General features: G+C 53.6%; 24 protein-coding genes. 3 read left to right on the forward strand and 21 right to left on the reverse strand.

What is annotated here, in order from left to right; all coding sequences use genetic code 11:
* Window positions 1-286 precede the first annotated feature (286 nt).
* From FH603_RS22815 to FH603_RS22825, 3 genes are all read left to right on the forward strand, one after another.
* Window positions 287-1174 (forward strand): helix-turn-helix domain-containing protein, encoded by an 888-nt coding sequence (locus tag FH603_RS22815; RefSeq protein WP_186740437.1) that lies wholly within the window; start codon window positions 287-289, stop codon window positions 1172-1174.
* 155 nt (window positions 1175-1329) lie between these two features.
* Window positions 1330-1821, forward strand: coding sequence for an SDR family oxidoreductase (locus tag FH603_RS22820; protein ID WP_186740439.1), 492 nt, complete (start codon window positions 1330-1332; stop codon window positions 1819-1821).
* Window positions 1822-2416: 595 nt separating this feature from the next.
* Window positions 2417-3175, forward strand: a complete 759-nt coding sequence (locus FH603_RS22825) for a TssN family type VI secretion system protein (RefSeq protein WP_186740441.1) — start codon at window positions 2417-2419, stop codon at window positions 3173-3175.
* Between the two features lie 67 nt (window positions 3176-3242).
* On the opposite strand, the gene tssD (FH603_RS22830) is transcribed toward FH603_RS22825, so the two are convergent.
* The 21 genes from tssD (FH603_RS22830) to FH603_RS22930 all read right to left on the reverse strand — a co-directional run bounded on the left by tssD (FH603_RS22830) (window position 3243) and on the right by FH603_RS22930 (window position 22487).
* A complete protein-coding gene (gene tssD, locus FH603_RS22830; protein WP_186740443.1) occupies window positions 3243-3629 on the reverse strand; it encodes a type VI secretion system tube protein TssD in 387 nt (128 codons plus the stop codon).
* 49 nt (window positions 3630-3678) lie between these two features.
* Entirely contained in the window at window positions 3679-5478 is a 1800-nt protein-coding gene (locus FH603_RS22835; RefSeq protein WP_186740445.1) for a type VI secretion system Vgr family protein, read from the reverse strand.
* 12 nt (window positions 5479-5490) lie between these two features.
* Complete coding sequence (tssD, locus tag FH603_RS22840) at window positions 5491-5898, reverse strand: type VI secretion system tube protein TssD (RefSeq protein ID WP_186740448.1); 408 nt, start codon at window positions 5896-5898, stop codon at window positions 5491-5493.
* Between the two features lie 46 nt (window positions 5899-5944).
* Window positions 5945-6337: a type VI secretion system tube protein TssD gene (tssD, locus tag FH603_RS22845; protein ID WP_186740450.1), complete on the reverse strand. Its 393-nt coding sequence runs from the start codon at window positions 6335-6337 to the stop codon at window positions 5945-5947.
* Window positions 6338-6838, reverse strand: a complete 501-nt coding sequence (locus FH603_RS22850) for a hypothetical protein (protein WP_186740453.1) — start codon at window positions 6836-6838, stop codon at window positions 6338-6340.
* A gap of 36 nt (window positions 6839-6874) precedes the next feature.
* Window positions 6875-8242, reverse strand: a complete 1368-nt coding sequence (locus FH603_RS22855) for a DUF5458 family protein (RefSeq protein ID WP_186740455.1) — start codon at window positions 8240-8242, stop codon at window positions 6875-6877.
* Window positions 8243-8268: 26 nt separating this feature from the next.
* Window positions 8269-8718 carry a hypothetical protein gene (locus FH603_RS22860; RefSeq protein WP_186740457.1) on the reverse strand — a complete coding sequence of 150 codons (450 nt, stop codon included), beginning with the start codon at window positions 8716-8718 and terminating at the stop codon, window positions 8269-8271.
* 55 nt (window positions 8719-8773) lie between these two features.
* Window positions 8774-9073: a PAAR domain-containing protein gene (locus FH603_RS22865; RefSeq protein ID WP_186740468.1), complete on the reverse strand. Its 300-nt coding sequence runs from the start codon at window positions 9071-9073 to the stop codon at window positions 8774-8776.
* A 290-nt stretch (window positions 9074-9363) separates the two neighbouring features.
* Window positions 9364-9657: a hypothetical protein gene (locus FH603_RS22870; protein WP_186740470.1), complete on the reverse strand. Its 294-nt coding sequence runs from the start codon at window positions 9655-9657 to the stop codon at window positions 9364-9366.
* A 72-nt stretch (window positions 9658-9729) separates the two neighbouring features.
* A complete protein-coding gene (locus FH603_RS22875) occupies window positions 9730-10257 on the reverse strand; it encodes a hypothetical protein (protein WP_186740473.1) in 528 nt (175 codons plus the stop codon).
* A gap of 15 nt (window positions 10258-10272) precedes the next feature.
* Entirely contained in the window at window positions 10273-10797 is a 525-nt protein-coding gene (locus FH603_RS22880) for a DUF4347 domain-containing protein (protein ID WP_186740475.1), read from the reverse strand.
* A 2-nt stretch (window positions 10798-10799) separates the two neighbouring features.
* Window positions 10800-13328 carry an ATP-dependent Clp protease ATP-binding subunit gene (locus tag FH603_RS22885; protein ID WP_186740477.1) on the reverse strand — a complete coding sequence of 843 codons (2529 nt, stop codon included), beginning with the start codon at window positions 13326-13328 and terminating at the stop codon, window positions 10800-10802.
* A 20-nt stretch (window positions 13329-13348) separates the two neighbouring features.
* The gene (locus tag FH603_RS22890; protein WP_186740479.1) at window positions 13349-14281 is read right to left on the reverse strand and encodes a hypothetical protein; all 933 of its coding nucleotides are present in this window, start codon (window positions 14279-14281) and stop codon (window positions 13349-13351) included.
* A gap of 75 nt (window positions 14282-14356) precedes the next feature.
* A complete protein-coding gene (locus tag FH603_RS22895; RefSeq protein ID WP_186740481.1) occupies window positions 14357-15514 on the reverse strand; it encodes a hypothetical protein in 1158 nt (385 codons plus the stop codon).
* 17 nt (window positions 15515-15531) lie between these two features.
* Window positions 15532-16467 (reverse strand): hypothetical protein, encoded by a 936-nt coding sequence (locus FH603_RS22900; protein ID WP_186740483.1) that lies wholly within the window; start codon window positions 16465-16467, stop codon window positions 15532-15534.
* Window positions 16464-18332: a type VI secretion system baseplate subunit TssF gene (locus FH603_RS22905; protein WP_186740494.1), complete on the reverse strand. Its 1869-nt coding sequence runs from the start codon at window positions 18330-18332 to the stop codon at window positions 16464-16466. The genes FH603_RS22900 and FH603_RS22905 overlap by 4 nt, the downstream gene beginning before the upstream one ends.
* Window positions 18333-18335: 3 nt before the next feature.
* Window positions 18336-18767, reverse strand: coding sequence for a GPW/gp25 family protein (locus FH603_RS22910; protein ID WP_186740504.1), 432 nt, complete (start codon window positions 18765-18767; stop codon window positions 18336-18338).
* 12 nt (window positions 18768-18779) lie between these two features.
* Window positions 18780-19688: a hypothetical protein gene (locus FH603_RS22915; protein WP_186740506.1), complete on the reverse strand. Its 909-nt coding sequence runs from the start codon at window positions 19686-19688 to the stop codon at window positions 18780-18782.
* A gap of 93 nt (window positions 19689-19781) precedes the next feature.
* On the reverse strand, window positions 19782-20681 hold the full coding sequence (locus tag FH603_RS22920) for a hypothetical protein (RefSeq protein ID WP_186740508.1): 900 nt from the start codon (window positions 20679-20681) through the stop codon (window positions 19782-19784).
* Window positions 20682-20711: 30 nt separating this feature from the next.
* A complete protein-coding gene (locus tag FH603_RS22925) occupies window positions 20712-21185 on the reverse strand; it encodes a hypothetical protein (protein WP_186740510.1) in 474 nt (157 codons plus the stop codon).
* A gap of 213 nt (window positions 21186-21398) precedes the next feature.
* The gene (locus tag FH603_RS22930) at window positions 21399-22487 is read right to left on the reverse strand and encodes a glycoside hydrolase family 5 protein (protein WP_186740512.1); all 1089 of its coding nucleotides are present in this window, start codon (window positions 22485-22487) and stop codon (window positions 21399-21401) included.
* Window positions 22488-22581: the final 94 nt, after the last annotated feature.

Genomic DNA, 22581 nt, shown 5'->3' on the forward strand with positions numbered 1-22581 from the left:
TTGGTGCTGAGCCCTTTGCGCCGAACGGCATCTTGGTTGCCACAGTAGCGGCATGAGACGACGAGTGTTACCATGCAATAAAGACGAAGAGTCCACGGTTACGTCACGACCGTTTTTTGTTTCGTTGACTAGGACAAAGGTCTGGCGAAAAACCAACGGTTTATAAAGACAATCAAACCGAAACGTATAATAATCAAATCAAGCCTAAATCATCGACCTAAGATTTGGGATACCATCAGGTTCACATTTTTTATACTACTAGCTTTGATTCTATTAACTTTGCGACATGAATGAAAAGGTAGCTGAATTGGCAGCCTATCCAATTGGTGATTTACAACTGAAGGGCTTTAAAGCCTACGAGGTAGAAACCCGGGTACATCCGATCCCCATCTATGGCCGCCGGGATTTTTACAAGGTTTGTCTGAGCAGCGGGCATACGTTGCTCCAGTATGCCGACCGCAGTATTGATATAGATGGCACGTTTCTATATTTTGGCAATCCCCATATTCCTTATTCTTCTCATATCCAATCGGAGGTTATGAGCGGGTATGCCTGCCTGTTTTCAGAAGAGTTTTTAAATCTCAGTGACCGTCCGGGCAGCCATCATGAATCCCCCTTGTTCAAACTGGCCAATTCGCCGGTGGTGGCGGTTAATGAGCAACAATCCGCGTTTTTGATCATGATCTTCCAAAAGATCATTGCCGAACAGGAATCAGACTATGCCCATAAGAACGATCTGGTTCGCAGTTATTTACATCTCCTTATTCAGGAGGCACTTAAAATGAACCCGCAGGATCATTTAGTGACCTACAAAAACGCGGCATCCCGAGTGGCCTTCCTGTTTCTGGAATTATTGGAACGGCAGTTCCCGGTTGAAAACATCAACGAACCGCTCAAAATCAGGACTGCCCAGGAATTTGCGCAGCAGTTAAATGTTCATGTCAACTACCTGAACAAATCCGTTAAAGAAGTTACCGGAAAACCCACTACCGTTCATATTGCCGAACGCATCACAACGGAAGCTAAGGCCTTGCTGCAACACACGGAATGGAGTATCGCTGAAATTGCGTACGCCCTTGGATTTCAATATCCGACCTACTTTAATAACCATTTTAAAAAGATGACTGGCGCCATTCCCAAGTCGTTCAGGGCCAAAGAAGGCCAAACGGTATAGTTTGATTCGTATACGTTTCGATTTGATTCCATTAAAAACCATGATTAATGGTGATCTACATTTTTGGTGGTAAACAGACACCTTAAAAAGCAGATTAGAACGAATCAAATGGAAACGCAAGTATTAACAGGATAAGTAGCCCTGGTTACGGGGGGATGTTACCGATCCTAAAGGACGGCAGCTCCATTAGTCTGAATACCTCCATCACGGCTTATATGGGGCTTGAAGGCTTTGGAATGTATGCGGCCACGAAGGGCGCTGTCCGTTCCTTTGCCAGAAGCTGGACCACGGATTTAAAAGACCGTAAAACTCAGGTGAATGCCCTGAGCCCCGGGGTAGTTCCTACCGAAGGGTACCGGACCGAGCAGGGAATGTCCGAGCGGCAGGTACAGGATTATGTTGATCGGGTGACCACCGAGATACCGGTTGGCCGTGTCGGTACGGCCGAAGACATGGGAAACGCGGTTGCCTTCCTCGCTACCGAAGCCAGCCGCTTTATCACGGGAATTGAATTGACCGTCGACGGTGGCCAAATAATGGTATACGCCGGTAAAAAATCAAGAACGTGTTTGGAAATTGTTAAGGCCGAGCGTCAAGTCATTTTTGCATCGACCGCTCCAGCGGCCTGGCAAGATGCAAAGCAATGACCAAACAGGGAAAGCCACTGACGACACCGGCCTTTGCAAAAAGTCTATGGTGATTAATCGTACAATGGCTTCTTCGCCCAAGAATTGGCTAAATGGAGTATTGAACGCTCCGGCCGCCCCGGTTTGAAAAAGCGTCTCGTCCTGAATCAACTCTGGGATGTGTCCCAGTGGCAAAGTAGTAGCAGCACCATAATGTCACATGAAGAAAGGTTTTGGGCGCTGTTAACTAACTTGGCTAAGGGAGACTATTATATAGGCAATGCAAGTTCTTTGCTTGTCTTTCGAGGTGTCTGTTCTGAACTAGGTTGTCAGATTTTCGCCAGAAATCGACAACCTAGTTCAGGATAGACACCTTCCCGCGAAAATCACTCGTTTGCAAAACAGGCTTGCGTAGGGTAGTATTACAGTTACAAACCGACAAGTCTGATCGGTTGACTGTAGTGTAGGTATAAAGCTGTACGATTAGCAGTCAAAATCGCCATTTAAATCGCTGGGGCTTTTAGTTTACGAACTGAAGAATGTAAGTTTGTTATAGTAGGTTGCCCCCGGTTTTGCGTCAGTCAACGAAACCTTTAACCAATAATTTTTACGCCTGATGCCTACTTTATCTCTCGTAAAACGCTCTCCGGTAATTCTTTATGGGCTTGTAGCTGGTCTGCTACTGGGCGCATTGGGCATTGCTGGTAATGTTGACAGTAGTTATTTCCAGCAGTATTATATACTAGTTCAGGTGCTGGCATTAGGCATGGGCTGCCTGCACCTCTGGCTTGGCAACCGATTTGCTCCTGATCTGTTCACTTCGTTTGGCCGGAGCGTACTGGCTACCTGCCTGATCCTGCTGTTAGCTGTAGTGGTTGTGTTAGTCATCTGCTGGCAAACCGGCTACCTGGCCGACCGATGGCCCTTCGCAACCAGCCTGATCCCGTTCGTGATACCACTCCTGGTCCAGCAGGCTTACCAATACTACCTGAACATTCCACCGGCCGATTACCGGAAATGGTACTACCCCGTCAATGGCGATATGCCCGACCTCGATTTGCTCGATCTGACTAAGATTCTGGTTATCCAGTTTGAGTTTCTGAAAACCCCTACCGATACCAACTTTACGAATTTTAAGGCGAAAGCACCAATTTCTATGACATTGGGCGACCTGTTCCTGATCTTCATCAACGACTACAACGAACGGACACCCGCCAGCCCTATTCAGTATACCGATGCCGCAGGCCGCCCGTTTGGCTGGGTGTTTTCCAGAAAAACCACCTGGTGGCAACGCCCCGTTTACTGCGACCCGGCGCTGGACTTTACCCTAAACCGGTTGAGCGATAACGATACGATCGTTGCCCGCCGAACCTAGCTGAAAGGGCCGGGTTCAGGGGCTCTCGCCACCCAGCCCAGCCCAGTCTACGCATGCTTGTACCTGCTTACCAAACGCTTTCGTGCGTGGCACTGCCCACCGTAATTTTTCGGGCGGAGATATTCAGACTCAGTGTCATAACACTGCTGTTGGTCGAGTTGAAACTCTCCGAATAGCCTACACAATACCCATCCTCGAATTGCACTTCCTTAAACGTCGAATCCTGGTCGATCCGTTTGAAGATGATTGTCCCGTTGGTTTTCTTGTAGGGGTCCACCATCCAGCCTAGCAATGAATCCTGATCGTTAGCGGCAATCTGCACAAAAATATTGCCGCCCTGCACGTTTGAGGCAGGCCGTCCTTTATCGTCGGTAGATTGACCAAAGGAATAGTTACAGCTCATTACATCGTACTCCTGATCATCAACTTTTAATGTGGCACCAAATGAAGACATGGCTTATTAAGTTTAAAGTGTGACATTAGATTTATAAGGGTGTTCGGTGTTAATTCAGCTTGATCAGCGCAGCCTGTACCTCCACCATTGCATCGCCGTTGAGCGACACCATAGCTCCTTTCAGCTTTAGTGATGCCGTCGATTTTAACTCCGCATCCACATCGGCGTTGATCTTTACCTCAGGGGCGTCTACTTCTACACTCGTGCCGCCTTTGAGGGTGGTTTTGGTCCTGGCTTTCAGCACTAATTCATTTCCAGCTTCCAGCGTTAGGTCACCCTGGGCTTTCAGGTGAATGGTGTCGCCTTCCACCTCGACCTTACCGGGTGTTTTCAGCGTGATCGTACCGTTGCCGGAAAAGTCCAGTATCATCACTGTATCAGCGTGATTGACGTTGGTGATCAGAATCTGCTCACTGCCGCCGTCTTCCATAAACAGGAGCTGATTGCCGCCCTTGGTCTGGATCATCTTCCGGTTATTGTTCTTATAGGTGTGGTCGACACCCGACAGGTTCGGGTACAGGCTACCGATCACGTAGGGGCTTTCGGGCCGGGTGGCTTCGTAGCCCACCATTACGTGGGCATCACGCTCGGGTACGAACAGACTACCCTCCCCGGCCCCCGTGTAGACCGAACTGACCCGCATCCAATCCGACTCTTTTTCGGAGCCCGCCCACATAAACTCTACCTTCACCCGTCCCAGCTTGTCTGGGTCATCATTATCGCAGACTTTGCCCAGTTCGGGTTGGGCAACCGGCGGGCGGTAGTTCGGATTGGGGGGCGGGTAGGTAGCCGATTCGGGCACGGCCCGAAACTGATTCTGGTAGTTACCGCTCCCGTCGACCTCGTGGCTGATGTCGACAATACGATACTTACCGAAACTTTCTTTCGAGGGCTTGTCGCGTTTCACCACCATGCCCTGCACGTCGATCACTGTGCCCACCAGCAGGTTAGGTACCTCGCCACTTCCGCTAAAGGTGAGCAGGCCCGTTGCACTGACCGATTTCTTTGTTTTGGCTACTTCATCCAGCTCGCTTTGCCCATAGAGGGGCCACGGCGACACCCGCTCACTCGCCTGAGCGTAGACCTCTTCCGACTTTTGCAGGGCGAAACTGGCCAGCTGTCCTAACCCACTCACCGACTGGCCCGATGACTGACTGATGTACTGAGTCGGTTGCCGGTAGTCATGAGCCGTCAGGGTCTGTTGCGTGGGTTGCAGGCCAATGGACAGGGAAAAAAGCTGAATGCCATCCACCGGAAAATCGACCGCGCTGCCCGAGTCAGGTGGACCCAGTCGCAACTCGCGCCCATCGTAATAAAACCACTCTCCGTGTTCGGCCGTCAGACGGTTGAGAAACTCGAAGTTCGTTTCATCGTACTGAACCGTGTAGCGGATGTCGGCCGAGCTGCGGGGCTTGAGTTGTCGGCGCAGCAGGTTGCTCGGATACGGATCAAGCACCGCTTCGGCGATTCGCTGCACTGATTTTTGCAGAAACGTTCGCCGTACCCGGCTGTCTTCCAATATAATGGTAGGGCTGTAGCCCTTTAGCCGGAATCCGTTCGACAGGTCGGACGTGTTCATAAGTGTAATTTCCGTGACGATACCTTTGAAGGCATAATCGAATGAATCATTATCATTGGCCGGGCTAAACGACAGCATGATCGTTTTGCCGCAAACGTCCTGGTGGGCCTGGTGAAAAAAGTGTTCCGACGCATCTTCCAGCACCGAGAATGGCACCCCTATTTCAAAGGAATGGTGCGTATTGAGGTGCTGATCGATCCGTAGATACGTGTAGTGTTTCAGTTCCCTGCCACCTTCGAGTTCGATCTGAACGGTTATCTGTCGTGCCATAATCGGTCTTTTTTACCGCCACTGGTTATCATGCTTCGTTTCCCCGATCTTAAGCACCGCCGGACTAATACCAATCTCAATGATGAAGGAGCCGGGCAGTACCTGACTGGTGGTGTCGGCAGGATCTACCCGCTCGGTATATTCCACGCAGTAAGCCTGCTCAAACGACAGTTCCTTGAATTTCGATTGCTCATCGATTCGGAAAAAGGTAATTTTTCCATCGAGTCGTTTCTGAGCGTCCACGGCCCAGCTGGTCAGTGTTTCGTCGTCACTGCCCGATAACCGCAGCTTGATCAGATACGTCCGTACCCCCGAACTGGGCTTGCCTGTGTCGTCGGTTATCTGATACAGGCCGTAGGAGACCGTCAGCACAGGGAATAGCTTTCCATCAATACTCAACTCCGCACTGAACGACGCCATCTTTTTGGTTTGCTAGTCGGCTACATTTTTCTCAGCCGGTGTCGGCTCACGGCCAGTTGTTTTCGATGGAAGCCTCACCGATCTTCAGTTTCCGGGCCGAAATCGTTAGGGTGGTGGTCATGGGCTGCGCCGACTGCGTGCCGTCGAACTGCTCGATGTATTCGACACAGTAGGCGTCCTCGAACTTGAGTTCTTTCAGCGTCGCGTCTCCGTCGGTACGATAATACCGGACACTTCCTCCCAGCGTTTTATGCGGGTCGGCCATCCACTCACTGAGCGTATCGTCTTCCACCACATCCAGTTCGAGCCTGATTTTGCCACCCCGCGTTGCCGAGGCTGGCCGCCCTACGGCATCGATGGCCTGGGTAATATCCAGCCACAGTTGCCGCACCGGGTAGGTGTTGCCATCGACAGTAAGTTCGGAACGAAACGAGGCCATTTACCAGGGTTGTAAATTGGTTGTGGCCGCAAAGCCCCAGGTGCCGGAAATGGTCTGTCCGCCAACGCCCCCGCCCGGTCCAAAACCAAGTCCCCCAATATTTTGGGAGTAGAAGTAGGCCTCCGACGATCCCCAGGGTGGTATGGCTGTGATATAGGTAACCCCATATGACACGCCAAAGCCCCCAACGCCCAGCGAGCTTATCCGGCCCATAGCGCCATTCAGATCGTTACCGCTGAAGGCACGCACACCACAGACGAGAAACGTGTCTGTCAGGGCGGTCCAGGGTGATGATACCGCCCCGTAATCGGCAGGATTTATAACGCCTGAAGCGTTTCCGCCAATGCCCGCGCCAATGCCGCTAAACAGATATAATCCTGACACGCTGGCCGTTGCACTGTAAAAGCAGCACAAATACGTGCCGGCAGCATAGCCTGCGCCATAGCCAACCTGTCCCAGTCCGCACACCTGCCAGTCGGTTGTTCTCGTGTTCCAGCCCATTTGGAATAGAAAATTAAAATGAGGTCAACGTATCACTTACTGCTGGGCGTAATCCGATTTCCACTCCGCCGAATCCGGATCGTCACCTTTCTGTCCGTCGAGCTTGATCAGGAACGACTTCGCCGGGAAGTAGGGCACCATATGGATGTCCAGGAAAATGCGGTCTTTCTGCTTGGGGTCCTGCTCGAAACGTAGAATCTTGAACTTCTCGATAAGCTTGCCCGGCCCCGTGATGTTGTCCAGAAAGCGCACAATCTGCTTCTGAATATCCATGCGCGTGTTGACGTTGAAGTTCTCGAACGCCCGACGGTTGAGGAAGTCGATCAGCACCTTGGTAATGTAGTCGAACACCCGAACGACGGAGTACGTTTGCAGGCCGATGTTGTCACCGTTGAAGAGCGTCTTGGCCGAAAAGGGCATCACCTTTCCGTATTCGGCTACCATCGGAATCAGCCCCAGTTTCTCCAGACTGGCTATCTCGCTTTTCTTAAGCGGGAACGCTACCCCGTCGACGTCGTTGAGCGCACCGTACTTCCGGCCCGCTGTCACCTGCGACATCAGCGTACTGTAGACCTTGCCCGCCAGCGCAGTGGACGCGGGTACGTGCAGGTCCTCTTCTTCGCCTACATCCTGGTATTTACCCCGCCCAACGAGCCAGTTGCAGGCCATCATCACGTTGGACAGATACGGGTCACTGCCGGTCATGTTGGCAGCCTCGAACAGGTCGAGTACATCGTCGGGCGCATCCAGGTGCTGGAAATCGGTCAGCATCATCACCTTATGCTTGTAGGCTACGCGCGCCCATTTGTCCACTACTTTGCGCGAGCCCAGGTAGCCCGGCAATACCAGAATCGAGTAGTTGTCCCGCAGGTCGAGCCGGTCGTAGTTGCTGGCAAACTCTTCGTTTACAGCATCCAGAAACAGCGTGTTGTCGAGATCGCTCAACTGGTCGGCGTCGGCATTCATGATGCTGATGTTGCGAATCTTGTCCTGACCGGTGTTCGCAAAAAAGTTGTTTACCGAGCGGTACGAACGTTCCAGATCACGGGTAGCCTCGAAGGTGCGCCGGAGGTTTTCGCTCAAGAGGGTCTGGGCACTTTCGGCCTTCGTCTGCGCCTGCTGCACCAGGTCGGCCACAGTATCGGTCCCTCTAATGAGGTCAAGGATCAGTTGCAGCCGTTTCTGTAGCTGATCGCGTTCGGCCTGCCGGGCTGTTTCGGTCAGAAAAATCTTTTTCCGGGCTTTCTTCTCCGGGTTAAGGTTCTGGGCACCTTCCAGCGTTGTTTCAACGATACCGAAGCCGCCGTAGCGGGCCAGTTTCGCGCTACTGGTTTCAAGCGAGAGGGGATGATTGATTTCGGCGGCTTTCTCAGCGGCTACCGCGGGTTTATCCTGTGTTTCCATGATTGATTCTGTTAATAGATGTCAAACTAGCTTTTGGCTGCTTCCAGCTCCTGCATCATGGCTTCGATAGACGCCACATAAGCCGCTTTTGCGTCCGGATTTTCGAGCACCGTTTTCAGGATTTTATTCGACTTCAATTGCTTGACATAGCGCTGAAGATCTTCGTAAGTCATGTCCAGTTCCTGGAGATAGGTACTCTGGGCGATGATGCCTTTCCGCCCAAAATCGCTCAACGCCCGAAAGCGTAGCGTTTCGCTGACTGAAGACCCCTCTTCGGTGTCAAACTCTACCTCCTGCTGCGGCTGGAAGTGCTCGAAGACGTCGCTAACCGTCTTCAGACCACCCACAATGTCGGGGCGCAGGGCGGGGTCGGCCGTTAGTTTTTCAACGAGTAGTGTTTTGTTCTGGGGGATATCAACGATGCTCTCGTTGACATCGAGCTTGCGCTCCTGCCCACCGATTCCGTAGTCGAACATAGTTTTGGTTGATTAAATAAAGGTTTGTAAATCAATAAATTAGGCGTGCTTGTGCTTATCCGATCAGTACCGTTGGGCAACCAGCCACAATGCTGCCACCGTGGGCGGTCATATCGCCCATACGGGCTGCCGGTTTACCGCCGATCAGCACCGTAACCGACCCCTGCGCAATCATGTCGGGCGGCCCTACGCACACGCACATATCCCCCACGGTTGCGGCCGGCTGGCCACCAATAAGTACGTTGGGCATACCCGGCCCCATGATTGGCCCGCCCACGTGTGGAATGGGTACAATGGCGGGTGTTTGCATTGGGCAAACGTGCATATCCATCAATCGGGCGGCTGGTTGCGGCATGGGTACAAAAATTTACAGGTAGGGTTTTCGCTACTTTTAGGACCGTGGCTGACTATCTACCATCTCCGATCTTATCGCCGGTAGTAGGCAATCATCCTTGTACCACCTATTTTGGCGATGGCCGTTGTCACAGCCGAGGTTGGTACGGGCCAGTCTTTGTTGCCCCATGGGTTATTTATCCAGCAGGTTCCGCTGTTGATTGCACTATCGATTCCCGCAATGACAATCGCATGGACGGCCTTCGGATCATTGGGTGGAACCCAGCCAGGTCCGTAAGGAAACCCCTGACACTAGTGGGTCAGGATGAAAGGGCCGTATTCCCTCAAAACATCCTCTACATCGCCGGCAACAGCATTTATCCTGATCGATGTGAATCCGCATTGATCGAGCCGGTTATAAAAATCACCCATGCCGTGAGCCGGGTTAGGAATACTCGAATTACTGGGGTCATATCCGTTAGTAAAATGACCCACGCCCAGTGAATAGCCTAACCGTTCGCTGGACACCATCGCCATGCACGGCACCCAGCAAATCGGATTATTGCCCTGAGTGACCAGAGGTACGTCATACGTAACGCGTCCCATATTTATAAGTCGTTATAGATGAGTTGATTAGTATGTTGTTGCGCTTCGTGATAAATCAGAGCCGTATCCTCGTTACCACTGACTATAAGTCCGGTTAAGTCGCTCCGTCAGGATATCCGTAAAGCCCGTTCGGTAAGCTTCAGGGGGCCAGGGAATGCTGGTTTTACCCGTCTGCTCGTATAAGCTATAATTCAGCCAGTCGATATGAATGTGGGTCCGGTGCAGGTCGCTCTCCGTATAAGGACTTCGGTTGCCATGGCGGTCGTACTGAAAATTCATATAGATGACACTGTACCACTGCATCTCCGGGCGACACTCCAGAAAAGCTTCGATGATTTCATTGGCCAGTTGCTGTTCACTAGCCCTGTCGGCAAACAGAATCAGGTCCAGAGCCAGCCCCGCATCGTGCCGATTGAGTGTGCCATCTTTTTTCCACTGGAGCCGGGGCAGTGGTTTCCCGTTCACCTCCACATACGTTTCAGTCAGCAGCGAGACGTTGTCAAGCAGTACCTGCGTCAGTGTCCGTACCGCCGGGCAGGGCTTGTTTCCTTCAACTGTCTGCAACCCTTTGCAGACCCCTAAACCTGTGCAGGCTCCCATAGTAATTCAGATTTGTTACGCTTCGAGTCGTTCGGTGATTGTGCCGCCAGGAGCGAGGATCAAGCCACGGGCGTCGCCCCACAAATGCACGACGTGGCCATTGAAGGGGCTGGAAAACCCCGCTGACGTCCAGGCCGTTACCTGACCGCCATTCAATTTCAGGAAGGCGCTGCCAAACGCTTCCAGGAATCGCCAGCCGTCGGGACCTTCCCCCACATTGCAGCCGTTAAACACAATGCGGGCACCACTCGGAAACAGTCGCTCGTAGCCCCGATTGCCGAACCAGGTATCTACCATGGTATAGTTGATAGCCTGGCAACCAATCCCAATTGTCCCAGGTGAGCCGTGGGTTTCGATCAATAGCCGATCGACCGACGTATTGGCCGCGAGCAGGTCGTCGAGGGCATGGCGCATCTCGCTGAACGTCTTCACGGGCTTCCTGATGCGGTCTTCGCTGCGGGCATCAGCCCCGTTAGCTACCGAATTATCGATGCCTAACCTGGTCGACGAATTACCGTCGTAGATGTGTACCATTGCCATAGCTATAGGACGTCTACGGGTTGCAGGCCGGCCTCCTGATGCTGATACTCCCACGTTAACTGCTGACCGTCAGGCGAATCCACCGATACCACCGACCCTTTGCTTACCTCGCCAGCTACGATCATCCGCGAGATGGGTCGCCGGAGCTGATTGCGGATGACACCCTTGAGCTGGCGGGCACCGTACTGGGGTGTAAAGCCAGACAGGGCCAGATGCCGCCGGGCCGCCGGGCTAAGTTCCAGGGAGATACCCTGTTTCTGAAGCTGGTCGGTCAGGCCGCGCAGGTGCAACTCGAAGATGCGCACGGCGTTTTCCTGCGAGATGGGCGCAAAGGGGACAATCTCGGTCAGACGGGCCAGAAACTCGGGCCTAAAGTGGCGGCTCATGGATTCCATCAGCTCCGCCGTAGTCGGGATCTGGCCTTCGCCAAAACGTTCGATCACCAGCTGACTACCGATGTTGGAGGTGAACAGCACCACCGCGTCCGAGAAGTCACCCTCCTTGCCCAGCCGGTCGTGCAGGCGGCCTTCGTCGAGAATTTGCAGGAAGATGTCGAACACGGAGGGGTGCGCTTTTTCGATCTCGTCGAAGAGCACTACTGAGTACGGCTTCTCGCGAATTTTATTCACCAGCAATCCGCCCTCTTCGTAGCCCACGTAGCCGGGAGGGGCACCATAAAGCAGGGCCGCCGAGTGTTCTTCCTTGAATTCCGACATATCGAACCTGATCAGAAATGACTCGTCGTTGAAGAGGAAGTCGGCCAGCGACTTGGCCAGTTCGGTTTTTCCGGTGCCGGTGGGACCGAGCAGAAAGAATGAACCGATGGGCTGACCGGCTTTGGTCAGGCCGGAGCGGGCCTCCAGAATGGCGTCGGCTACGGCTTTCACGGCATGGTCCTGACCAATGACGCGCTGCTTCAGTACATCCATGATGTTCAGTAATTTGTCGCGCTCCTGACGCTGGATCTTACCCAGCGGAATACCCGTTTTGTGGGAGATCACGGCAGCCACATCGTGGCGGTCTACGCCCGTTTTTTCGGTCGCATTCAGGTTGGTCAGGCGATTGAGCGTTTGACGAATGTGATCGGCCAGCGCGGGTGCCGAAGCAAAGGGGTCGGTTACCGGCTCCTCATCGGGCACTGAATCGGCCGCCAGACTGGCCAGCAGAATCGGACTAATCTTGTTCTCCAGTTCCTGATGCAGATACCGCAAATCGCGCAGCGTATCAGCCCGGTGGGTGTTGACGGTTAGCTGATCCAGTTGTTCCGACAGTTGGGCGACTTCGGCGGGTGTGCGTTCGCTGATCATGCGCACCGCCGACAGCGTCCGGTCAAGCAGGTCGATGGCCGCATCGGGTAGTCGGCGGTTGCGACTGTACCGTTTGGCCAGCCCTACGGCTTCTGCTACCGCATCGGCCCCCACGCTGAGCTGGTGGTGTTTTTCATAGAAAGGCACCAGCCGCTGAACCATTCGGATGGCCGTTTCCACGTCGGGTTCTTCGACGCGCAACACATCGAACCGGCGGCTGAACGCTTCGTCGGTCTCAATGTATTTGCGGTATTCGTCCAGGGTCGTGGCCCCGATCACGGTCAGATTCCCTTTGGCCAGTTCGGGTTTAAGCAGATTGGCGACGCCCGTGCCGAGTGGGCCCCGGCTGTCGAGCAGTTGGTGGATCTCGTCGATAAACAGGATGATTTTCGCGTCCTGCTTCAGCTCTTTTAGGATACTTTTCAGCCGGTCTTCCACCTCACCTTTATAGGAAGCCCCCGCCACCAATGCGCCTAAGTCCAGTTCGAGTAGCCGGGCATTTTGCAGGTGATTGGGCACCTGCCCGGCCACGATATTTAAGGCAAATCCATCGGCCAGGGCTGTTTTGCCAACGCCGGGTTCCCCCACCAGAATAACGTTGGGTTTGGTGCGCCGGCCCAGCGTTTCGGTCATCATCCGTACCTCGCGGTCGCGGCCCAGAATGGGATCCAGCCGTCCCTCGGCCGCCATAGCCGTTTTGTCTACACAATAGCGCAGCAGCGCCTGCCCGGCTACGCCCGCCTGACTGGCTGCTGGCTGACCAGCTGCTTTGCTATCGGGCGAAATGGCCGTTTCCACGTCGCTGTCGGCCAGGGCGGCATGCATGAGGTCAACCTGCGTCAGGGGTAGGCTCCGCAGTTGTTCGGCGCTGAATGCCACGCCGGGTTTAAGCAGGGCGATCAGCACACAAACGGGATCAGTCTGTGTTTTATTCAATTGCATAGCCACCAGATCGGCCAGTTCCATCGCCGATTTTACCTGCTCATCGCCCGGCGGGTTGGGCGACAGCCGACTGGCTTTGGGACTAGCTTCGAGCCGTACTTCGGCCCACTCGCGCAGGTAGGGCACATCCTGCCCGATCATAGCTAGCCACGAGCCCAGGCCGACCTCGTTGTGCAGCAGACCCATGAGCAGGTGCGCTGGGGTAAACAGCTCATTTTGGTATTCTTTGGAGAGCGCCTGAGCAATCTGGATCGCTCGTTTAACGGCTTCGGTGTAGGCCATTCGTTTTATGGGTTTACGGATCAGTCGGAACCTAACCGGCGCAGTTTATCATTGATGGTGGCAATACGCTGTCTGGCGTCGGGTCGTGTGTTTTTTTCGAGTGTTTCCATCGCAAATTCGTAGAGCGGACGTCGCCAGAGGGGCGGCCGGTTGGTGGCGTCGGCTTTCTTCTCGCAGCGGTCAACTACATCCATTTCCACATCGGCACGCGACACGCCAGCCGTCGCTGGCACCGATGCCGATGTGGCCGGGACGCTACCAGCCGCCTTAAGCTGATCCTGGAGTTGCGTAATACGGGTTTGGGCAGTCGTTAACTTCCCTGTACACTCCTGAAACTGGGCCAGGTAATTGGGTCCACCCCCAGTGGCCGGGGTAACAGTCGGTGCTGTCCCCGATCTGGCTGCGGCTCCGGCTGCCATAATCTTCAGCATTTCGTTCTCCTGCCGGGTCTGGACAAGAGCCGCCGTTAATTTGTCAACCTGACTGGCATCGATCCCTTTTTTGTCCAGCAGTTCACGCAGGTAGCTGATGCTGTTGCGGTACGTAAGCACGGCATCGTAGGCCCCAATAATGTCGTGCGATAGATTTTTGTTGAGCGGCTGTAGCTGGGCGGTATCTGCTTTAAGTCCATTTACCTGTCGTTGCAGACCACTTTCGAGACTTGAAAGCTGCGTTTTCAGGCTTCCTTTTTCAATGTCCGTCGCTTTCAGGTAAGCCTGGTCGGTGGTTTGGAGCGTGATAAGGTCGGACGTTACCCCGTCCATGGGCTTTTTCAGTTTCTGGGTCTGTTCGGCGAGCGTTTCGGTAAGCCGGGCGTTTTCCTGTTTCAGCACGTAATTAGGCGCGCTGAACAGCAGGTAAACCGCCAGCAAGGGGATGCTCAGCGAGAGGCAGTAGACGCCCATGAATCGGCCAATAGCCCGTTTTCGTTCGGGTTGGTTCAGCGGTTCCATTTCTTACAGGAAAAGGTTAAAACAAATAGTCATTGATTGCCACACGTTCGCCATTCGATCGTTCACTACTCATACTTATCCCAGCGGGCTCCAGCGCGAACGGGGCTTTTCGGGTGGGGTTTCCTTTACTTCGTGTTCGATGATAAATACGTTCTGTCCTTTGCGCTTGCCGATAAAATCCAGTTGCGCCAGTTTATAAAATACGTTCGACAGGGTACGGTAAAACGTGTCCAGTTCGGTGAGCAACAGGGTCAGTTCGGTATGTTGGTAAGGCAGTTGGAGCGTGGCATTCAGTTGGGCTTCCAGCGCACCCGGCGTCAGGTCGGCCCACTCGCTTATGTAGCCAATGAACTCTTCGCGCTCGCGGCCACTGAGCATGGTCATCACCACCCGAACAGCCTGTATAGGACGCAACAGCAGTTCGGCCATCTGAACGGGCGGCTCGTAGGGAATGATCCAGCTAAAGCGGGTGCTTACATCGCCCAGGATAAAGGCTATCCGTTCGGCCATCAGCAGGGTGCTGCTCTGGAGCGCATTCTTAGGGTCCCGTTCCCTGGTGCGCTGCATAATTTTATAGGCATTTGTTTCCAGCGATTCAAGGTGTTTGCCGAATTGCTGATGCCATTGCCGGAGCCGGGGCAGACTGTATACCGATGTGCAGGCAGGCAGGTAGTCGGCGTCGGCCTGCACCTCGCCGTTACCGTATTTAACCCGCCCAACGATCAACTGATAGCTGAGTTCACCGGGGCGTATCTGGGCCGATGGCACCACATCGAGCCGGTACTCGGCCCGGGTGCTGGGATGACGTGGTGGCGTTTCGGTCAGGATTGGTTCGCCAGTTGGTATCCGGGTAAACGGATCAACGGTCAACACCACGTCGAAGGTTTGGGGTTTGCCGGTTTGCAGCCCGTAGGTCTCAGCCAGCGCAGAAAACGAGGTGGTGCAGGTGAGCGAATCGGTGGTAGACGTATACTCGATCCGGGCACCGTGGGGGCTGATGGCCCGGCAACTCCGAAGCTGCACCCGGATCTGCTGGTTAAAGTCGCACTGAATCTGCACGTCGAGGGCATTGTCGGCAGGTAAGATGCCGTATCGATACCGCGATAAACCCAGCGCATTGCTATCGCGCAGCTGGTCGTGCATAAAGTTTTCCCACTCGGTAAAATGCCGACGGGCGATCTTCATGCCGTCGATCCAGTTGACGGGCTGGTAGGTGAGTTGAGGTAGGGTCATCGCAGTGAGGGCATCTGTCATAAACACGTTGTATAATCCAGTCGCCCAAAGGCGACGTCGGTAGTCAATAAGAATGTATTGTCCAGGGCCGATGTATCCAGGTCCAGGCGAATGCCAGCATCCAGGGGGATCAGATACCTCGCCAGCCATGTTATCAGTTGCTGCCCGTTGCCACCCGGCAGGTACTCCGTTAGTCGGTCGGCACGGTCGATGTACACAACGACCCTCAGCACCGGCTCCCCGTCGTACAGCCAGCCATCGAACACCGAATCGTCGCCCAGTTCCCACTGTCCCAGTCCTGGGGTATTGGTTTGAACATAGTCGCCCGTCGGCCCGTCGTCGTGTAGTGCTACGCGCTCATCGATCAGTTGTCCAAAGCAGGCTTCCATCGCCGTCGGGTTGCCGGCCATCTGGTGAATTACCGGCAGCAGATAAAGCAGGCGTTTGATCTGAGTCCGGGTCAGAAAATCGGGCAGGTTCCAGAACCAGTCCAACAGATTGTTGGGCTGGCCCGAATCTACCCCGAACAGAAAGGCACGCTGCTCCCGCTCAATCTGGATGCGCTGCCTGAAAAACTCCTGCTCGAAAGGCAGAAAAAACCGTCGCGCAGTCCCTTCGCGTTCGTGCTGAATAGCCATTTCGCGCAGCGTATCCTCTTTATCGGCCAACGCTTCATTCGTTGTTGGCTGATGAAAGACACCCTCCGGTAGCAGGTCATACAGGCCCGCGCGGTTGAGGTCGATCCGCAGCCACTGCTGCGACTTATGGGTGGCCTCTATCCAATCGACCCGGCTGATGTCGCGCCCGAAGGCCCGTTTGAAAGCCCCCACCGGATTCAGAATCAGGTCGTCGGGCAACAGACCATCGTCGAGCATATCAGCCACTACTACCTCGGCCCGCAGGTCGACCGGCAGGTGGTTCAGGCGTTCGATATAGCTGGCTAACTGGTTCAAAACTCTTCACTCAAGACTATCTCAAAAGGCAACGCGGCTACCGACTGAGCTTCGAGATTGATTTGCAGCAATCGGGCTTGTTGTTGCCAGTCGGCGGGGGTGTAGCTACTGGTTGGCGATGGCTGCAAACTCACCCGGATGCACCGCTGAAACCCATTGGTTGGTAGCGAGTCTACCCGAAACGTCCGTTCGACAAGCACCGACCGTAGGTGTCTTCCCAGTTCTGCCTCACACACGGCCCGCACATCTTCCAGGGTGACGATCCGGTTGCGGGTCAGCAATGCCCGTTTATACTGCGTTATCTTCTCCGACTCTTTTGGCCGTTCGCGGCCGCCGGTGGTGGTCATCATCAGAAAACCAGAGTCCTTGCGGAGCGTGTTATCGGAATAAGGACTAAGCCGGCCCCCAGCCGGTATTCGGTTAGCGGCTTCGCCATCGCATGTCCAGTACTCGATAAAAACCGTATCGCCTGGTTGTTTAGGCTTGATGATCAGGTAAGGAATGGTATCCCGCTTCCGGGTCTTTTGATCAACCTTCGCTTCGAGCCGTGCCAGCGCCTGGTTCAGTTCCCGAATTACTGATGTCAGAAAATCTTCGCCCAGGGCCGCAAACGAAGCGCTCTCGTCGCGCACCAGGTCCTGTAAATTGATGAGTGTCTGCCGGGCATCGCGGTCATCGAAACGGCTGACTCCGTATTGTACAGTATACGTGTCGGCACCCAGATCGGAAAGGTTCCCGAGCGGAATGGCTGTCAATTGGCGATTCTGACTTGTTCTTACGTCTCGCATGGCCAGAAAACAGCGTTCAGTTTCGAGTGGAATGATATTCAGGTTTTGCTGAAGCCGGTACGTGATCCGGTGCAGCCGCCGGTTTATGACTGGAAAACAGTTGATGTTTACGCTTACGCCTGCCAGCGCCTGCGCACTGACCGTGTGTGGCAAGTGCAGCTCGATCCACCATAGTGGCTCTTTCAGGGCACGCAGATCCCGTTCGTTGAACCACTGTCCTGCCGGGGCCGGGTATGGTTGCCGTTGCAGGCCGGGCGACTGGAAAGCGGGTGCCGTTTGAACTGTAACGAAATGCCGCTCATAGGCCATTAACGCCTGTTTTTCTACCTTGTTCATTACATTGAACGCACTATCCAACGGCGATTCGGCCCGGGTAGGTCTCGCTCCAGGGAACAAGCCTGACCGAACCTGTAGGGCCTGACCACCCAGCCACCAGGCGCTACGGGCGGGCAACAACTGATAATCAACCCGAACCACTTCGGCTGGCCAGTCGAAAAAGAACGATACCCCTTCCAGCGACGGCAGATCTTCGGCCAGTTCCAGACCCAGCCAAAGCGACTGATAGGGCTCAACCGCCGGGCCTCCCTGACGCTGCGCAATGGGTGTTTTCTGGGTAGCATCGTCGACCCGGTACAGCGTATCGGTGGTAGCAATATACCGGACGGCTCCGTCAACAACCGGATAGGCGTCGATGGGCGAAAAATACGTTTCTACGGTGCCCGCCTGGTCCGTACGGATGCTAACGGTCCTCTTATACGTTAGCTGTGTGGTGTCGGGTAGGGTAGCGAGCGTTTCTATGGGCCGCACCTGTGCAACACCAAAAGCCGGTCGGGCCACATCGGGTTCAGGATGCAACACCTGTGCCAGCCGGTCGAGTAGCCGGGCCTGGGTGTTGCCAATTTCAACCGACACCCGCTCGAACTCCACGGAGCAGGCTTCGATCAGCAGCGACACCAGCGGATCGAAGCTGTCCAGGTCGGCTTCGGCATAGCCCCACAGGTCGGCTGCCCGGCGCAGCATCCGGGTTTTGACGCGCTCGCGGGCGAAACCGTCCGAAACAAGATCAGGAGTAGCCATGGTTTATTCCGTTGATAGGGGAGCCAGAAACAGACTGCGCTGAAACGAAAACGGTTCGTTGGTACGCATCAATAAGCCATCGATCCAGACGCTCAATCGCCGTTTCACCCGTCTGTTGGTGCGGCTGAGCTGTATTTCCTGATCGACCAGATCGACGCGTACCCGCACCTGAACCAGTCGTTTTTCGTGGGCAGCAACCGAGGTTTCAATTGACTGCCGGATGTCTTCTTTCCAGCGGCTATTAGTCTGGTTGGAGAAATCCTCGTCCCACAAACTGCAGCCGAACGAGGCATCGAACCGCGACTCGGCGAAGTGCGTCGTCAGCATCAGGTACAAATTCTGGGCAATGGACTGGGGCAGTGAGCACGTTGGATGCTGACGATGCTGGAGCACTTCATCCAGGCGAAGTGGCAGGGCGTAGTAGGGGTGGGGCATAGCAGGCAGGGTTTAAAACCGGAATGATAAACCAACGCCCACCCCCACACTATTCATCGCTACGTTAAAACGCTGCAGTTGCCCCGTTTGGGTGCTGGTAGCGCTCACATTGCTACCCTGATCCGTAAGCTCTATGGTCGCGAAATTTGTCGTTATATCTTCTCCAAATGTGTTGGTGCTACTAACTTCAAGTCTTTTTGGTTTAAAGGATTGATTATAAGCCACTACTTCTGCAAAGCCCCGCAGACGTTGGCTCAACCGAAACTGAATTCCCAAAGCCGCCTGATAACCAAGCGCCAATGTGTTTTTTGTATAGTTAGTCGTGGCCATATCCGTTGCCGTTAAGCCAAAATCATACAACCCCAGTCCATTGTTGATGATCTTATAATCCAGTACGATTCCTCCCACCAGCCCCAGTCGATTATAAATGTAGTAGGCGGGTCGCGACAAGGCTTTAAAGGTGATGTTCGGTATGATTGAGAGGACTTTCAGCGTAGTGGTTGTGGAGTTGGTATAGGTATAAGAGTCACTTCCATAGTTATCGTCAACCTCTAGGGCTGTTCCAAAAAGGACGTCGGCATCGATACCCAGGTTAATAAAGTCACTGACGATGAAGCCAAGTCCGGCACCCGCCCGTGGACCAGCTCCTATACCTTTGTTGGCCGTTTTAAAAATAAACACGGTGCCATCCGGGCTTTGTAACTCGCTGTGGCTAATCTGCACCCCTGGTGTGAGCAAGCCATAAAGTCCATATAGCTTTATGTAGACTGGAGACTCAGTAGCTTTTGGCTGGCGCGGAGCGGTTTCCGACATTACGGGTCCGGTTGTCGACTGGCTGGCTGTGTTTACAGAGGTGGCTGGCTGAGCCAGAGCCACAACCTGTACCAGCAGGTTAATCAGTAGAATGAGGGATTGCTTCATAACAGGTTCATTGATTTATGGGAGTTAGCCATAAGTTGATTTTTTATAACCCGGGCCTGGGATTCGGAAGCCCATAACCTTACTGGGCAGTGGTTAAAACCGGAATGCCAGACCCGCTCCTACGCCTATACTATTGATGGCTACATTGAAACTTGGCTGTTCGTACGGATCAGATTTATTGAAGTCACCCTGCTCTTTGTACAAGGTGACTGAACGCTGCGTTGTAGCATCACCGCTCTTTGTGGTGGTATAGGTGCTTTTGATTTCCTGTGGTTTAAAGGATTGATTATAAGCCACTACTTCTGCAAAGCCCCGCAGACGTTGGCTCAACCGAAACTGAATACCGAAGGCTACCTGATAGCCCAATGCCAGGGAGTTTTTGGTATACTTATCATTGGAGACGGTCGTATTGACGGCTCCTCTGGCGGGAGTTTCCAACTCGTTTCCTGTTATCTCATAATCCAGTATAACACCTCCTACCAGCCCTAATCGGTTATAGAGGTAGTAAGCTGGCCGTGAAAGGGCTTTAAAGGTGATGTTAGGCGTTATCGACAGGACTTTTAGCGTAGTGGTTCTAGACGTGGTATATCTACTATTGCCGGAAAAAAAAGTATTGTCAATCGTCAGGGGTGTTCCAAAGAGAATGTCGGCATCGATACCCAGATTAATAAAGTCGCTGACGATGAAGCCAAGCCCGACACCCGCCCGTGGACCAGCACCCAGACTTTTGTCCGTTGCTTTATAGATAGTGGGTGTCGTGGATTGCGTTTGTGAATAGCTGTAGTTTAAATCTCCCCCCGGTGTCAGTAAGCTGTAGAATCCGTAAGCTTTGAAATAAACAGGCGATTGAGTGGCTTTTGGCTTGGATGGAGCGGCCTCCGTTGGTACTGGCCCGGCAGGGTTCTGTGTACTATTTACCGCAACAGCCGGTTGAGCTTGGCCTGTCGAAGCGCCCAGTAGTAGACTCAGGAGCAGAAGATGATACTGATTCATGGTGGTCCAGTTTGATAGTTGGGTAGGGGGCTAGTCGCGTTTATAGACAACCGTGTGCCGAACCGTTGTCTGCTTACTGGTTTCGTTAAAACCCCACTGCATTTCAGTGCCGCTCAGTTGCAGGTCGTATTCCCGGCGTTGGCCTTTTCCATCCTGCAGCACGATTTTGCCGGCGGTAGCTTCCCACGATGATTTGCCCGATGGCATGAATTTGGAAGCCATTTTCATGATTAAGTTGCCCAATGGGTTCTGGCAACCCTTTACAGGGGTCATTTTCAGCGACCCATCTGCGTTGAGTAGTAGGCCCATATCGTCACTGCACCCGCCATACAGGTCTTTGAAATGGGTATAGATATCCGTAATACCATCTTGTGCGGGCGCTACCCGGTGGGCAACCATACGCCAGGACCCTACGACATCGGTCGGGCCGGCCGGGGCCAGACTAAGGCTGAACAGGGCCAGCAGGCTGAATAGCAGGTGCGCGTATCGGTTGTTATTTTTCATCACGATGTTAACCGGTTAATTCGTTTACTGTTGCTGTTATACTATTGATGGTCAGATAATTAGCTTGTGAGTTGATGTATCAACGTCTATCTATAAATTCACCTGAGTTATACGTATGGGTGCTGATTTGACACCTCAAAGTTCTTCACACGCTGGATCTATGTCCATAACCCTTTTCACCCATTGAGCAACCGGTAACCGAATGAAGGGCCTCTATTTGCACACCCGATTGTTGACCAGAAAAGGTGCCCGGACTGCCGTTTTTTGAATGCTGGCTGCGTTGGTCAGGGCCACGTCCTTACCCCAGCCTTTGAGGGTGTTTAGCTTACTATTGGTAGTCATGTCCATCACAACACAGAGTGAATCGCCCCCGCCCACGTTGCCCGGTCCCCACTCCCAGGCCAGCCAGCCAATGTCGAGTCGCTGGGCTTCAGAAACGATGGTCTGGTAATCGACCCGGCCTTGGTCGCTGCACATACTGGCGCCACCAGCATAGGCTCCGTATCCCGCGAACTCGCCTATAATGAAAGGTAAACCGGTATTCACGGCCTTACTGAACTGGTCTTTTATAAACTCAGGAGTGGCTCCGTATTCAATTGGCCAATAGGTATGTACCGAAAAAAGCAGGTTCTTATCCGGGTCAGCTTGCATCAGGCCCGGTCCCACCCGCACCAGTTGTTCCAGGTTCTTGCCATAATCGGTGCCATCGATAACCAGGGGTGTATGGATACCCGCCTGTCGCAACTGCTGCACGGCATCGCTGTAGCCATCCGTAAACTGAAGGTCGGTCACCTGGTCGTCGCCACACTCGTTGGCAATATTGAGGAGCAGGTATTTTTGGTGCTTTTTAATGACGGTTACAATGTCGGCCCGTTTCCAGAAGTTAACCATCTGGCCCAGCATACTCCAGTTGCCGGTGGCATCGTGGGCTTCGACCATTGGAATCATTTGCTGGGCGACACAAGCCGTAATCAGGGCGTCAAGGTCAGCGGCTTTGGTTGGCTGACCATTATCTTCCAGTGCTTTCCAGACAATACGGACGCAGTTGGCCCCGGTTTGGGCAATCTCAGGAAACGAACTACCCGTTCGGTCGGTCCAGATGTTCATCTTGTTGACACCCCGTAAGGTGACTTTATTATTACAGGGATCATATAAAAACCGCCCTTTTACACAAAACCCTACCGCAGACTCTACCGTAGTACTGGGCGTAGGGGTGGTACTGGCCGAAGCATCGGTTTTATTCCGGCAGTTTTGCTGGGCAATGCCGATCATAAGAAGGAAGCCCGTTAACAGCGTTTTCATGATAAATAAAAGGTTGGTTTCTAGTGTCAGAACCGGGGTGTTTGAGGCCAGCGAAGCCATCGTCCTTCGCTAAATGATCTGTCAAAAGTCATAA

The sequence above is a fragment of the Spirosoma utsteinense genome (assembly GCF_014282275.1).
Lineage (GTDB): Bacteria > Bacteroidota > Bacteroidia > Cytophagales > Spirosomataceae > Spirosoma > Spirosoma utsteinense.